This is a genomic window from Streptomyces sp. NPDC030798 (assembly GCF_055572275.1).
Window position 1 is genome coordinate 85,551 of the sequence record NZ_JBVIDR010000007.1, and the last position, 13,658, is coordinate 99,208.

The 13,658-nt window shown below is 71.8% G+C and carries 12 protein-coding genes; 7 read left to right on the plus strand and 5 right to left on the minus strand.

Annotation, left to right across the window (positions count from 1 at the left end; all coding sequences use genetic code 11):
• The first annotated feature begins 595 nt into the window (after window positions 1-595).
• From ACZ404_RS17680 to ACZ404_RS17705, 6 genes are all read left to right on the plus strand, one after another.
• Window positions 596-2,182, plus strand: a complete 1,587-nt coding sequence (locus ACZ404_RS17680; RefSeq protein WP_468440776.1) for a TraR/DksA family transcriptional regulator — start codon at window positions 596-598, stop codon at window positions 2,180-2,182.
• 68 nt (window positions 2,183-2,250) lie between these two features.
• The gene (gene lspA / locus ACZ404_RS17685; protein WP_468440778.1) at window positions 2,251-2,850 is read left to right on the plus strand and encodes a signal peptidase II; all 600 of its coding nucleotides are present in this window, start codon (window positions 2,251-2,253) and stop codon (window positions 2,848-2,850) included.
• 72 nt (window positions 2,851-2,922) lie between these two features.
• Window positions 2,923-3,867, plus strand: coding sequence for an RluA family pseudouridine synthase (locus ACZ404_RS17690; RefSeq protein ID WP_468440780.1), 945 nt, complete (start codon window positions 2,923-2,925; stop codon window positions 3,865-3,867).
• On the plus strand, window positions 3,864-4,331 hold the full coding sequence (locus ACZ404_RS17695; protein ID WP_468440782.1) for a GNAT family N-acetyltransferase: 468 nt from the start codon (window positions 3,864-3,866) through the stop codon (window positions 4,329-4,331). Before ACZ404_RS17690 ends, ACZ404_RS17695 begins: the two co-directional genes overlap by 4 nt.
• Window positions 4,332-4,449: 118 nt before the next feature.
• On the plus strand, window positions 4,450-6,036 hold the full coding sequence (locus tag ACZ404_RS17700) for a Na+/H+ antiporter (RefSeq protein WP_468440784.1): 1,587 nt from the start codon (window positions 4,450-4,452) through the stop codon (window positions 6,034-6,036).
• 131 nt (window positions 6,037-6,167) lie between these two features.
• The gene (locus tag ACZ404_RS17705; RefSeq protein ID WP_468440786.1) at window positions 6,168-6,908 is read left to right on the plus strand and encodes an SDR family NAD(P)-dependent oxidoreductase; all 741 of its coding nucleotides are present in this window, start codon (window positions 6,168-6,170) and stop codon (window positions 6,906-6,908) included.
• 13 nt (window positions 6,909-6,921) lie between these two features.
• Here ACZ404_RS17705 and ACZ404_RS17710 read toward each other — a convergent pair whose 3' ends face one another.
• Window positions 6,922-8,028, minus strand: a complete 1,107-nt coding sequence (locus tag ACZ404_RS17710) for a mechanosensitive ion channel family protein (protein WP_468440788.1) — start codon at window positions 8,026-8,028, stop codon at window positions 6,922-6,924.
• Between the two features lie 105 nt (window positions 8,029-8,133).
• Here ACZ404_RS17710 and ACZ404_RS17715 point away from each other — a divergent pair, with 105 nt between their 5' ends.
• Window positions 8,134-8,703 carry a dienelactone hydrolase family protein gene (locus tag ACZ404_RS17715; protein WP_468440790.1) on the plus strand — a complete coding sequence of 190 codons (570 nt, stop codon included), beginning with the start codon at window positions 8,134-8,136 and terminating at the stop codon, window positions 8,701-8,703.
• Between the two features lie 19 nt (window positions 8,704-8,722).
• Here ACZ404_RS17715 and ACZ404_RS17720 read toward each other — a convergent pair whose 3' ends face one another.
• The 4 genes from ACZ404_RS17720 to ACZ404_RS17735 form a co-directional block, all read right to left on the minus strand.
• Window positions 8,723-10,393, minus strand: coding sequence for an alkaline phosphatase D family protein (locus tag ACZ404_RS17720; protein WP_468440792.1), 1,671 nt, complete (start codon window positions 10,391-10,393; stop codon window positions 8,723-8,725).
• Between the two features lie 90 nt (window positions 10,394-10,483).
• A complete protein-coding gene (locus ACZ404_RS17725; RefSeq protein WP_468440794.1) occupies window positions 10,484-11,311 on the minus strand; it encodes a thioredoxin domain-containing protein in 828 nt (275 codons plus the stop codon).
• A 66-nt stretch (window positions 11,312-11,377) separates the two neighbouring features.
• Window positions 11,378-12,094, minus strand: coding sequence for a hypothetical protein (locus ACZ404_RS17730; protein ID WP_468440796.1), 717 nt, complete (start codon window positions 12,092-12,094; stop codon window positions 11,378-11,380).
• A gap of 68 nt (window positions 12,095-12,162) precedes the next feature.
• Window positions 12,163-13,503 carry a DUF2252 domain-containing protein gene (locus tag ACZ404_RS17735; RefSeq protein WP_468440798.1) on the minus strand — a complete coding sequence of 447 codons (1,341 nt, stop codon included), beginning with the start codon at window positions 13,501-13,503 and terminating at the stop codon, window positions 12,163-12,165.
• Window positions 13,504-13,658: the final 155 nt, after the last annotated feature.

The window sequence follows — 13,658 nt, forward strand, 5'->3', positions numbered from 1 at the left end:
CTCCAACGGACTTGCTGCCTTCCGTCGGAGGGACGAGAGCCTGCTGTTTCGCCTGCGCCGTGTGCGGCGCGCTCCCGCGGTACCACCCTCCTTGGCCCTCCGTCGCGCCGTACGCGCCGGTGAGCCCCCTCATTGGGGTCGCGAAGCCGGTTCTACTCGCGCTGGCCCTTCGGCAGCGGCTTTCTTCCGGCGGCTCCGGGGTGATCTTCACGTCGCGCTCGCCCCCGGGCTCACACCGTCCCCGGGTCGCTCTGGGCTGCTTACGCCGCTACTCGTCCCCATCCACGCTTTTCGCTCCGCCCAGTGTACGGCGCCGCGCGGACAGCGGCCGACCGCTTTTCCGGCGCGGGCGGGTGAGCGGCCGGGCAGGCGGCGGGATGCCCCGAATGGCGAGGGGGCAGGAGCTCGTCTCCGCGGACGCCGGGCTCGGCGGATTACCCGGCGGGGAGCTGGGCACAACGGATGCAGGTCCGCCGACGCGGGGGGTGCGGGCGGGCGAATCGGGCGGTGTGCCCCGTTGCCGCGGGACTCAAGTCGATTTATCGTCCCAGCACGATTCGCGAGCAAGATCACAATATGTGAAGGGGCCGCGGCCATGGTGGCGAAGAAGACCGCCGTACAGCAGCCGGCGACCGGCCGCCCCAGGGGCGCGGCCGCCTCCGGTGCTACGGCTGCCCCCGGCGGCGAGGCCAAGGGAGCGGACGGCAAGAAGACCACCCGCGCGCGTGCGGCGTCGGCCACGCCGGTGAAGACCGCGCGGGCGCCCGCTGCTGCGCGCGGGGCCATGGCGGCGGCGAGCGCTGGGCGGCCGGCGGGCAGCGCGGGGAAGCCGCCTGCCGGTGACAGGACGGCCGCCGCTGGGCAGAACTCCGCGGAGAAGCGGCGTGCGGCGGGGAAGACGGCGGAGAAGGCCGCCGGGAAAGCCGCCGAGAAGGTGGATGCGTCGGCGGTCATGAAGAAGACGGGGGCGAAGAAGGCCGCTGAGGCGAAGAAGGCGGCGGCGAAGAAGGCGGCGGCGAAGAAGGCGGTGCCCGAGGAAACGGTCCCTGGGAAGACAGCGGCACGGAGCACAGCGGTCAAGAAGGCAGCGGTCAAGAAGGCAGCGGTCAAGAAGACGGCCGGGAAGAAGACGGCCGGGAAGAAGACGGCCGGGAAGAAGACGGCCGCGGAGAAGACGGCAGCCAGGAAGACCACGGGCAAGGCCGCGGCCGCCGAAAAGGCGGGCGCCAAGAGGGCACCCGCCGCGGAAGCGGCCGGCAGGGAGGAGGCGGCCAGGAAAACGACCGCCGAAACGGCTGCCGAAGGGGCTGCTGTCAAGGACACGGCCGTCGAAGAGACCGCGGTGAAGAAGGCGGCGGCCAGGAAGGGAGCCGCCAAGAGCACAGCCGCCGAGAAGCCGGCCGGCCACAGGACGGCCGCGCAGAAGGCGGCCGCGGACAAGACCGCCGCCGAGAAGGCAGCTGTCCGCGAAACGGCCGCCGAGCAGCCCGCTGTCCAAGCGGCGCCGGAGCGGGCAGTCGGGAAGAGCGCCGTCGGCGGGAAGCAGCCCGGGACGGTCACCGAGGAAGGAGTCGGCGGGGCGACGGCCGGGGAGGCCGGTGTGGAGAAGGCGGCCGCCGAGGACGTCTCGACGGGAGCGGCCGAGAAGAGCACGGCCAATCAAGCGGGCGCGGCGCGGGCCGCGAAGCAGACGGGAGCCACGACAGTGGTTGCGAAGAAGACTCCTGGCACGGCCATGGCGGACCAGTCCGCCGTTCCCAAGGCACGGGTCGCCGCGGCGGAGCCCGGCGAGCTGGCGGTGCGCCCGGGTGAGGATCCCTGGACCGCCGAGGAGGTCGCGGAGGCGCGCGCGGAGCTGACCGGCGAGGCGAAGCGGCTCACCGACGAGATCAGCTCCTCGGAGACGTCCCTGGCGGGCCTGATGCGGGACTCCGGGGACGGCGCCGGCGACGACCAGGCCGACACCGGCACGAAGAACATCACGCGCGAGCACGAGATGGCGCTGGCCGCCAACGCGCGCGAGATGCTCATCCAGACCGAGCGCGCCCTGGAACGGCTGGACGCGGGCACCTACGGCCTGTGCGAGAACTGCGGCAATCCCATCGGCAAGGCCCGCATGCAGGCGTTCCCGAGGGCCACCCTGTGCGTGGAGTGCAAGCAGAAGCAGGAACGTCGCTCCTGACCATCGGGGTCCGCGCGGGCGTGCCGTAGTCTCGTCCTCAGTCAGGCACCTAGGGTTGAGGGACTCACGTGGCAGAGGCGGAGCGCATCATCGGTACGCCGGACACCCCGGACGACGGCGGCGAGCGGACGGCGGCGCCCGGCACGGACGCGCAGGAGGCGGCGCAGCCGCAGCGGACCGGGCGCGGTCGCCGGATCGCGGTGCTGTTCACGGTGGCCGCCTTCGCGTACGCCCTGGACCTGATCAGCAAGACGCTGGTGGTCGCGAAGCTGGAGCACCGCGCGCCGATCCAGCTCATCGGCGACTGGCTGGAGCTGCACGCCATCCGCAACCCGGGCGCGGCCTTCGGCTTCGGCGCGGCCTTCACCGTGATCTTCACGGTGATCGCGGCCGCCGTGATCGTGGTCATCATCCGCCTGGCCCGCAAGCTGTACAGCCTGCCCTGGGCGATCGCGCTCGGCCTGCTGCTCGGCGGTGCGCTCGGCAACCTCACCGACCGGATCTTCCGGGCGCCCGGCGTCTTCGAGGGCGAGGTCGTGGACTTCATCGCGCCCAAGGGCTTCGCGGTGTTCAACCTGGCCGACTCGGCGATCGTGTGCGGCGGCATCCTGATCGTGCTGCTCTCCTTCCGCGGCCTGGACCCGGACGGCACGGTCCACAAGGACTGAGCCGGGTCGTCGCGGGGACGGTTGTCCACAGGCTCGTTCGGGGCGGTCGAAGCCGTCCGGCATACTCGACGGGTGAGCACCCTTCCCGAGATCCGTACCCTGCCCGTGCCCGACGGCCTGGAGGGCGAGCGCGTCGACGCCGCCATCTCCCGCATGTTCGGCTTCTCCCGCACGAAGGCGGCGGAGCTGGCCGCGTCCGGCAAGGTCCAGGTCGACGGCGCGGTGGTCGGCAAGTCGGAGCGGGTGCGCGGTGGTGCCTGGCTCGAGGTCGAGATGCCGCAGGCGCCCGCGCCCGTGCAGGTCGTCGCGGAGCCGGTCGAGGGCATGGAGATCGTGCACGACGACGAGGACGTGGTCGTGATCGTGAAGCCCGTGGGCGTGGCCGCCCACCCGTCCCCGGGCTGGACCGGGCCGACGGTCATCGGCGGTCTCGCCGCCGCCGGGTACCGGATCTCCACCTCCGGTGCCGCCGAGCGCCAGGGCATCGTGCACCGCCTCGACGTGGGCACCTCCGGCCTGATGGCGGTCGCCAAGTCCGAGCGGGCCTACACGTCGCTCAAGCGCCAGTTCAAGGAGCGCACGGTCGACAAGCGCTACCACACCCTGGTCCAGGGCCACCCGGACCCGACGAGCGGCACGATCGACGCGCCGATCGGCCGCCACCCCCAGCACGACTACAAGTGGGCGGTCACGGCCGACGGCAAGCCCTCCGTGACCCACTACGACCTCATCGAGGCCTTTCGCGCCGCCTCCCTGCTCGATGTCAAGCTGGAGACCGGCCGCACCCACCAGATCCGCGTCCACATGGCCGCCCACCGCCACCCCTGCGTCGGCGACCTGACCTACGGCGCCGACCCGACCCTCGCCAGGCGCCTGCACCTGACCCGCCAGTGGCTGCACGCCGTCCGGCTCGGCTTCGAGCACCCCGGCGACGGGCAGTGGGTCGAGTTCGAGAGCGACTACCCGGCGGACCTGCAGAAGGCCCTCGACCAGGTGCGTGAGGAGACCTACGGGTGAGCACGCCGTACACCGTCCGGATCGCCGAGGACCCCGCCGACCGCGAGGCCTGCTTCACGGTGCGCAAGGACGTCTTCGTCCGCGAGCAGGGCGTCGCCGAGGACATCGAGTACGACGCCTACGACGCCGTTGCCGTGCACGTCCTGGCGGTCCGCGAGGACGGCGTGCCGCTCGGCACCGGGCGCCTGCTGTACGGCGAGGCGGCCGCCGCGAAGACCGGCGGGGACATCTCCGTGGGGTCCCTGGGGCGGCTCGCCGTGACCCGTGCGGCGCGCGGGCTGGGCGTCGGCGTGGCCCTGGTGCGGGCCATCGAGGAGGCGGCACGCACGCGCGGCCTCACGGCCGTGGACCTGCACGCGCAGACGCAGGCGCTCGGCTTCTACGAGCGCCTCGGGTACGAGGCGTACGGCCCGGAGTTCCCGGACGCCGGCATCCCGCACCGGGCGATGCGCCGCGTCCTGTAGGCGCCTCATGCCCCTGGGGCCCAGGGGCCGGCGGGGGCGTGCCCGGCACCTCCGGGCGGCGCCCGGCGTGGCAGGCTTGAGGCCTGCCATGTGATCGTCGACTCCCGGAGCGCCCGCCGTGGATCAACTGGCCCTGCTGTTCGTGCTGCTGCTCGGGGCCTTGGTGAGCGTCCCGGTCGGGGACCGGCTCGGGGTGCCGGCGCCGGTGCTGATGACCCTGCTCGGCGGAGGCCTGGCGATCGCCGACTTCGTGCCCAACGTGGACATCCCGCCGGACCTGATCCTGCCCGCGCTGCTGCCGCCGCTGCTCTACGCCGCCGTACGCCGCACCTCCTGGCGGCAGTTCGCGGCGAACCGGCGGCCCATCTTCCTGCTGGCCGTCGCGCTGGTGTTCGTGACGACGGCGTGCGTGGCGGTGGTCGCCAACGCGATCGTGCCCGGACTGTCGATCGCCGCCGCCGTGGCGCTGGGCGCGCTGATCGCCCCGCCCGACCCCGTCGCCGCGACCGCCGTCGCCGGGCAGCTCGGGCTGCCGCGCCGGCTGGTGTCGATCCTGGAGGGCGAAGGGCTCTTCAACGACGTGACGGCCATCGTGCTGTACCACGTGGCGATCGCCGCCGCGGTGAGCGGTGAGTTCTCGTGGTGGCGCGCCGGGCTGGACCTGGTGCTGTCGGCCGTGGTCGCGGTCGCCGTCGGGCTGGCGCTGGGCTGGGGCGCGAACAAGCTGATGGACCTGCTCGGCGACCCCACCCTGCAGATCGGGCTGACCCTGCTCGTGCCGTACGCCTCCTACGTGCTGGCGGAGGAGCTGCACGGCTCCGGGGTGCTGGCCGTGCTCACCACCGCGCTCTTCCTCGCCGAGTACGCCACCGGCGCCGACGACGTGTTGACCCGGCTCGCCGGGCACACCTTCTGGGACATCGTCGACACGCTCGTCACCGGGGTCGCCTTCGGGCTGATCGGTCTGGAGCTGCACAACGCGATCAGGACGGCGTCCGGGCGGTGGGGCGAACTGCTCGGCTGGGCGGGCGCGATCACGGGCGTGGTGGTCTTCGTCCGGCTGGTGTGGCTGCTGCCGGCCACCTGGCTCACCAAGCGGCTGCACGCCCGCCGGGACTACGACGAGGAGATCCCGGTGAGCTGGCGGGAGACCGTCGTGATGTGGTGGTCCGGGATGCGCGGCGTGGCCTCGGTGGCGCTGGTGCTGGCCATTCCGCTCAAGACCGACGCCGGTTCGCCCTTCCCCGACCGGAACGAGATCGTGTTCATCGCGTTCGGGGTGATCATCGCCACACTGGTGCTGCAGGGGCTGACGCTGCCCTGGCTGGTGCGGCGGCTGGAGGTACGGGCCGACTCCGAGCGGGAGAAGGAGTTCGAGAAGGAACTCGCCGTGCGGGCGGCCAAGGCCGCGAAGCGCCGGCTCAGGGAGATCGAGCAGGTGGAGGAGTTGCCGGAGGAACTGTCGGAGCAGATGCTGCGGCGGGCCTACGACATCGGCATCCGGATCAGCCCCGACATGGGGGAGGAGGAGCGCAGGGAGGCCCACCACCGGCGGGCCCAGCGCCTGAAGAGGGTGCGGCGGATCCAGGGCGAGATGCTCAGCGCGGCGCGGCACGAGGTGCTGGCGGCCCGGAGCGAACCCGGTGCGGATCCGGAGATCGTGGACCGCGTCCTGCGCCATCTCGACGTGCGGAGCCTGCGGTGAGCGGCACCGCGAGCGGCATGCTTGTCGTCGGTCCTTCCGGCCGTCACAGGACCTGACGGTAAGTCATACAAGAGCACCGATCCTGTGGACAACTTTGCGCACGCCCCGGGGTGTCCTCCTACGCTCGCAGCATGACTCGCAACATCGTGATCAGTGGTGGCGGTACGGGCATCGGGCTCGCGGCGGCGCGGGCGTTCGCGGCGGACGGCGACCGGGTGCTGTTGCTCGGGCGGCGCCGGGAGGTGCTGGAGAAGGCCGCCGTGCCCGGCGCGCTCACCTACGCGGCGGACCTCGCCGAACCCGAGGAGGTGCGCGGCGTCGCCCGGTTCGTCGCCGGGGAACTCGGCACGGTCCACGTGCTGGTGCACAGCGCCGGAGGCGCCGGCAACCTGGAGCCCCCGGCCGCCGGCGACGACCCCCTCGACCGGGTGGCGCACGCCTGGACCGTCAACTTCCGGCAGAACACCCTGACCGCCGCCCTCCTCACCGAAGCCCTGAAGGACCGGCTCGCCGAGCCCGGCGGCCGGGTGCTCCTGATCAGTTCCATCGCCGCCTACCGGGGTTCGGGCAGCGGCGCCTATGCGGCGGCCAAGGCCGGGCTGCATCCCTACGCCCACGACCTGGCCCGCGAGTTGGGCCCGCGGGGCATCACCGTGAACGTGGTGGCGCCCGGGTATGTCGAGGAGACCGAGTTCTTCGGCGACACCATGGACGAGGCCCGGCGGCAGCGGCTCATCGACGACACCTCGACCGGCCGCCCCGGTATACCCGGGGACGTGGCCGCCACCCTGCACTGGCTGGCCTCGCCCGGCGCCGGGCATGTCACCTCGCAGATCATCCAGGTCAACGGCGGTGCCGAGCGGGGGCACTGAGGGGGCGGGCCGGTCAGCCCCGGCCCGTGCGCGGGAAGTCGTAGGCCTTGCGCAGCGCTGTGCGGTCCGGGGACGGGACGCGGGTCGGCGGCAGCACCGAGTCCGACGTGTTGACCCGGGGAAGGGCGTAGGGGTGCTCCGCCGACAGCCAGGTGATCATCTCCTCGCGGACGGTGACCCGCACCGTCCAGATGTCGTCCGCGTCCTTCGCGGTCACCAGGGCGCGCACCTGGATGGTGTTCTGGGTGGTGTCCGTCACCTGCAGACCGTAGGCGCGGCCGTCCCAGGCCGGGCACTGGCGCAGGATGTCGCGCAGCTTCTCGCGCATCGCCTCGATCGGCGCGCTGTGGTCGAGGTGCCAGTAGACGATGCCCGTCATCTGCGGGGTGCCCCGCGACCAGTTCTCGAACGGTTTGGAGGTGAAGTACGACACCGGCATGGTGATCCGGCGCTCGTCCCAGGTCCGTACCGTCAGGAAGGTCAGGGTGATCTCCTCGACCGTGCCCCACTCGCCGTCGACGACCACCGTGTCGCCGATGCGCACCATGTCGCCGAAGGCGATCTGCAGGCCGGCGAACATGTTGGACAGCGTCGACTGGGCGGCCACACCGGCGATGGCGGCGATGATGCCCGCCGAAGCCAGCAGCGAGGCGCCCGCCGCGCGCATCGCGGGGAACGTCAGCAGCATCGAGGAGGCGGCCACGACGATGACGATCGCCGAGACCACCCGCATGATCAGTTCCACCTGCGTGCGGACCCGGCGGACCCGCGCGGCGTCCCGGTGGATGCGGGCATAGCGGCTGTAGGTCGTCTCGACGACGGCCGCGGCGATCCGGATCACCAGCCAGGCCGCGGACCCGATCAGCACCAGGGTCAGTGTCCGGCCGATGCCCACCTGATGCCGTTGCAGCAGCTGCGCCTGGTCGTAGGAGCCTCTGAGCATCGCGGCGCACAGGACGAGCTGGTAGGGGATGCGGCCACGCCGCAGCAGCCCCCACAGCGGGGTGTCGGTGTTCCGGTCGTCGGCCTTGCGCAGCAGCCGGTCCGTGACCCAGCCGAGGGCCAGGGTGAGCAGGACGGTGCTGCCGATCACGATCATCGGGCGGAGTACGTTCTCCATGCCTCCGCTCCTAACCGGCGGGCGGCGGGCATGAACATGTGAGTCCGGTGGGAATGTGGGTAGGGCTGCCCCGGCACTGCCGTATCCGGCTGGCACCATGGCCCCATGAACATCATGCTCTTTCACTCGACCTACGGGCTCAGGCCCGCGGTGCGCGAGGCCGCGGACCGGCTGCGCGCGGCCGGCCACGAGGTGTGGACGCCGGACCTCTTCGAGGGGCGCACGTTCGACACGGTCGAGGAGGGCATGGAGTTCAAGGAGCGGATCGGCAAGGACGAGCTGCTGAAGCGGGCCGTGCTGGCGGCGGCGCCGTACTCGGAGCGCGGCCTGGTGTACGCCGGGTTCTCGCTCGGGGCCTCCGTCGCGCAGACCCTGGCCCTCGGCGACGAGAAGGCGCGCGGCCTGCTGCTCCTGCACGGCACGTCGGACATCGCGCCGAACGCGCACGTGGACGAGTTGCCGGTGCAGTTGCACGTGGCCGAGCCGGACCCGTTCGAGACGGACGACTGGCTGAGCGCGTGGTACCTGCAGATGGGCAGGGCGGGAGCGGACGTGGAGGTGTACCGGTACGCCGGGGCCGGCCACCTCTACACCGACCCCGGACTGCCGGACCACGACGCGGAGGCCGCCGAGGCCACCTGGCGGGTGGCGCTCGGCTTCCTCGCATCCCTGTAGCCGACGGCCGTGACGCCGGTTACACGGGGTCGTAGGTGCGCTCGACCTTCTGGGTGCCGCTGCGGGTGCGGTAGGAGCGGACCCAGGTGGAGGTGGCGTCGGCGTCGGTGCGGTCGGACAGGACGTAGTAGTCCATCTGCGCGCGGTCGGCTGTGATGTCCAGCACGCCATAGCCGTGCCGGTCGGTGTCCACCCAGTGGACGTGCCGGTTGGCGGCCCTGATGATCGGGGAGGCGATGGCGGAGACGGTGCCCTCGGGGACCTTGACGATGTCGTCGAGGTTGTCGGAGGTGATCGAGGTGACCACGAACTCGGTGGCCGCCGAGGGCGAGAGCGGGTAGGTGCCCGCGTCCACCGGCACGTCGTTGGCCCACGCCATGTGGATGTCACCGGTCAGGAAGACGGTGTTGCCGATGGCGTGGGAGCGCAGGTGGTCCAGCAGCTCGCGGCGGTCGTCGGTGTAGCCGTCCCACTGGTCGGTGTTGAGGGCGATGCCCTCCTGCGGCAGCCCGAGCAGTTTGGCGAGCGGCCTCAGCAGGTCGGCGGGGAGCGAGCCGATGGCGAACGGCGAGATCATCACGGAGTTGCCGACCAGCCGCCACCGGGTGTCGGAGGCCTGCAGACCGGCCTTCAGCCAGTCCAGCTGGGCGCGGCCGGTGATCGTGCGATTCGGGTCGTCGACCGAGCCGCTGGCCGTGGACGCCTGCTGGGAGCGGAAGGAGCGTAGGTCGAGCAGGGACAGGTCGGCGAGCTTGCCGAAGCGCAGCCGGCGATAGGTGGTGCCGGCGATCGCCGGGCGGACCGGCATCCACTCGAAATAGGCCTGCTTGGCGGCCGCCTGACGGGCGGTCCAGGTGCCCTCGGCGCCCTCGGTGTGGTTGACCGCGCCGCCCGACCAGGCGTTGTCGGCGAACTCGTGGTCGTCCCAGATGGCGATGACCGGCGCCTTCAGGTGCAGGGCCTGCAGATCCGGGTCGGTCTTGTACTTGGCGTGCCGCATCCGGTAGTCGGCGAGGGTGAGGATCTCGTTCGTCGGGGCGTGCTGCCGTACGACCGTGCCGCGCGCCGCGTACTCGCCGGACTTGTACTCGTAGATGTAGTCGCCGAGGTGCAGCCAGGCGTCCAGGTCGCTGCGGGCAGCGAGATGGCGGTAGGCGGAGAAGTAGCCGGCCTCCCAGTTGGCGCAGGAGACCACGCCGAAGCGCAGGGAGGGGACGACCGCGTCCGCCGCCGGCGCGGTGCGGGTGCGCGCCGCCGGGGAGACGGTACCGCCGGCCGAGAAGCGGAACCAGTAGTCGGTGGCCGGTTCCAGACCGCGGATGTCGGCCTTGACGGTGTGGTCGGAGGCGGCCGTCGCGGTGAGGGAGCCCTTGGCGACGACGTCGGTGAACGCCTTGTCCCGGGCGACGACCCAGCTCACCTCGGTGTCCGGACCGACCCCCGAGCCCGGTATCGCCTCGGGGACGGGGGTGACCCGGGTCCACAGCAGGATGCCGTCGGGCAGCGGGTCACCGGAGGCGACGCCGTGCAGGAAGGCGGGGGCCTGGTCGGCCGCGTGCGCCGGAAGGGTGGCGGCGAGCGGGCCGGCCAGCACAGCCGTCGCCGCCGCGGCCTTGACGACCGTACGGCGGCGGGGCGACAGAGAGTTGAGGGCTTGGTAGGCCTCGGATGATCTGTATCGACTGGTCACGACCGATCAGGTTACTGATCGGTACGCCCGAGGGCGGGCGAACTCCGAAAGTTCGCCCGCTCTTCACACGCGGACCGGCCTGAGGGGCACTCAGCCCTTGAGGGCCGCGTCCATCAGCCGGTTGAAGTCCGCCACCGTCATGGGCGGGTTGCCGTCGGGTCGGCCGTCGGTGGTGAGCTTCTTGCCGTCCATGACGAGGCTCGGCGTGCCGGAGACGCCGTCCTTGTTCGTGTCGAAGAGCTTCGACTCGGCCATCGCCCAGGCGTCGTAGGTGCCCTTCTTGACCGCGTTCCGGAACGCCGTGTTGTTCTTCAGCGCGGGGACGGTGTCCGCCACCTTGATGAGGTAGGCGTCGTCCTTGAACTTGTCGTCGTTCTCGTCCGGGTGCCACTTCGTCGAGTACAGCGCGGACTTGTACTCGAGGAACGCCTCCGGGCTGACGTTCAGCGCGGCACCGAGCGCGCTGAGCGCGTTCTTGGAGCCCACGCCGTTGTCGTGGTTGTCGATGAACGTCGCGCCGATGTACTGGATCTTGAACTTGCCGTCGTCGATGTCCTTCTTCACCGTCGAGCCGACGGACTGCTCGAACGCGGCGCACACCGGGCAGCGCGGGTCCTCGTAGAGCTTGAGGGTCTTCTTCGCGGTGTCCTTGCCTATGACGACCGTGGTGCCGTCGGTGCCGCTGGTGTGGGCGGGGGCGACGACCTTGTCGGTGTCCTTCAGGCCCTCCCAGTAGCTCGGCTTGTTGGCCTGGACGACGGCCCAGCTGATGCCGCCGGCGGCCGCCAGCACGGCCACGACCGAGCCGGCCACGATGGCCTGCCGCTTGGCCTTGTCGCGCTTGGCCTGCCGCTCGCGCTCCAGACGCAGCCGCTCCCGGGCCGCCGTCTTCGAGGCCTGGCTGTTCCGCTTGCTCATGTTGGTGATCTCCATGTGGGACGCGCACATGTCGTACGCGGGATACGTGTGGGGGACTCGTCGTGCTCAGCTGCCGACGCTCAGGCCTCGGACAAGGGCCCGGGCGAGGGCGGGCGAGCACGGCGGTCCACGCCGTCCCAGGGAGTGCACGAGGAGCCGGTCGCGGGCGGTGGCCGGCCGTGGCGCCGGGCGCGGCAGCCGGTGGGCCGGGGACAGCCGGACGGTGACCGCGGCCACCGCCAGCAGCAGCGGCCGGAAGGTGGTGGCGGCGACCGCGCGCAGCAACTGCGTCAGGGCCCGCTCGCCCCGGCGCAGCCAGACGGCGGCCAGCAGCCCCACGCACACGTGCACGGCGAGCAGCAGCCAGGCGGCGGCCGGGCTGGCGTGCGCGAGCAGCGCCGCGGCGCCCCGGCCGGAGTGACCGGTCACCTGGGCCAGCGGAGTGCCCACGCCGCCCCGGCACAGCACGTCCAGGCCGACGGCGCGCAGCGGACCGGCCACCGGGCCGCCCGCCCGGCCGTAACAGGCGTCCTGGCCGGTGGTGAAGACCGTGTCCGCGGCCAGCTCCAGCGGGATCAGCAGGGCCGCGATCCGGCCGAAGCCGCGCTCCCGGCCCGCCAGCGCGTACGCGGTGACGAACACGCCGGCGGCGACCGCGGCCACGGTCGCGGCCGGCAGCGGGGCCCTGGACAGCAGAACGTGCGACGCGGTGCTGAGCGTCACGACGACGGCCGTGAACAGCGCCGCGCGCACGGCTCTGAGATGGGTCCCGGATATGTCCATAGCGAAATCAGAGTGTGTCACGGACGCGGGTAGGAGACCCCTAAAGGGTGCCTGTGAGCGGGCGAAGGTCACAGCCCCGGAATGCGCCCGTTGCGGAACAGGTCGAGGAAGATCTGGTGGTCGCCACGCGCGCGTGCGCCGTAGGCGTGCGCGAAGTCCACCAGAAGCGGTGCGAAGCCCTCCTCGTCGGCCGCGAGCGCCGCGTCGATGGCCCGCTCGGTGGAGAACGGCACCAGGGATTCCCCGGAGGTGTCGTCCGCCGCCGCGTGCATCGTGGCCGTGGCCCGGCCCAGGTCGGCGACCACGGCCGCGATCTCCTCCGGATCGTCGATGTCGCCCCAGTCCAGGTCGACGGCGTACGGCGAGACCTCGGCGACCAGCTGCCCGGTGCCGTCCAGCTCGGTCCAGCCCAGCCACGGGTCGGCGTGCGCCTGCAGGGCGCGCTGGGAGATCACCGTGCGGTGGCCCTCGTGCTGGAAGTACTCCGCGATCGCCGGGTCCGTGATGTGCCGGGAGACGGCCGGGGTCTGGGCCTGCTTGATGTAGATCACCACATCGTTCTCGAGGGCGTCGCTGTGGCCCTCCAGCAGGATGTTGTACGACGGCAGGCCCGCCGAGCCGATGCCGATGCCCCGGCGGCCGACGACGTCCTTCACGCGGTAGGAGTCCGGGCGGGCCAGCGAGGAGTCCGGCAGGGTCTCCAGGTAGCCGTCGAAGGCCGCGAGGACCTTGTACCGGGTGGCGGCGTCCAGCTCGACGGAGCCGCCGCCGGGCGCGAAGCGGCGCTCGAAGTCGCGGATCTCGGTCATCGAGTCCAGCAGGGCGAACCGGGTCAGCGAGCGGGCGTCACGCAGCGCGTCCAGCAGCGGACCCTGCGCGGTGTCCAGCGTGAACGGCGGCACCTCGTCGCTCTTCGCGCCCGTGGCCAGCGCGTGGATGCGCTCGCGGTAGGCGCCCGCGTAGACCGTCACCAGCTCGGTGATCTGCTCGTCGCTGAGCGCCTTCGCGTACCCGATCAGCGCGATGGAGGCCGAGAAGCGCTTCAGGTCCCAGGTGAACGGGCCGACGTACGCCTCGTCGAAGTCGTTGACGTTGAAGACCAGGCGGCCGTTGGAGTCCATGTAGGTGCCGAAGTTCTCCGCGTGCAGGTCGCCGTGGATCCACACGCGCGAGGTGCGGTCGTCCAGGTACGGACCGCCGCGCCTCGACCCGAACTGATTGTTCGCAGTCAGGTCGTGGTAGAAGAGGCACGCCGTGCCCCGGTAGAACGCGAAGGCCGAGGCCGCCATCTTCCGGAACTTCACCCGGAACGCGGCCGGGTCGGCGGCCAGGAGCCGGCCGAAGGCGGTGTCGAAGACGGCGAGGATCTCCTCGCCGCGCTGCTCGTCGTTGAGCTGGGGGACCGACATCGCGGGGTGCCTCCTGGTGCAATACCTGTACGACAGCGTCTCTGCCGTACCCAACGCATGAAGGTACGCGGGAGTGCCCGTCCGGTGTCAGTGGCCGGGCATAGACTTCGACGCTGACCCCCAGACTGTCCGCCCACCCGTCGCCGAGAGTTTCC

Bases quoted from the DNA above. Each gene is read 5' to 3' on its own strand.
- ACZ404_RS17680 (WP_468440776.1), top strand. From the start codon at position 596: ATGGTGGCGAAGAAGACCGCCGTACAGCAGCCGGCGACCGGCCGCCCC.
- ACZ404_RS17705 (WP_468440786.1), top strand. From the start codon at position 6,168: ATGACTCGCAACATCGTGATCAGTGGTGGCGGTACGGGCATCGGGCTC.
- ACZ404_RS17710 (WP_468440788.1), bottom strand. From the start codon at position 8,028: ATGGAGAACGTACTCCGCCCGATGATCGTGATCGGCAGCACCGTCCTG.
- ACZ404_RS17715 (WP_468440790.1), top strand. From the start codon at position 8,134: ATGAACATCATGCTCTTTCACTCGACCTACGGGCTCAGGCCCGCGGTG.
- ACZ404_RS17725 (WP_468440794.1), bottom strand. From the start codon at position 11,311: ATGAGCAAGCGGAACAGCCAGGCCTCGAAGACGGCGGCCCGGGAGCGG.
- ACZ404_RS17730 (WP_468440796.1), bottom strand. From the start codon at position 12,094: ATGGACATATCCGGGACCCATCTCAGAGCCGTGCGCGCGGCGCTGTTC.
- ACZ404_RS17735 (WP_468440798.1), bottom strand. From the start codon at position 13,503: ATGTCGGTCCCCCAGCTCAACGACGAGCAGCGCGGCGAGGAGATCCTC.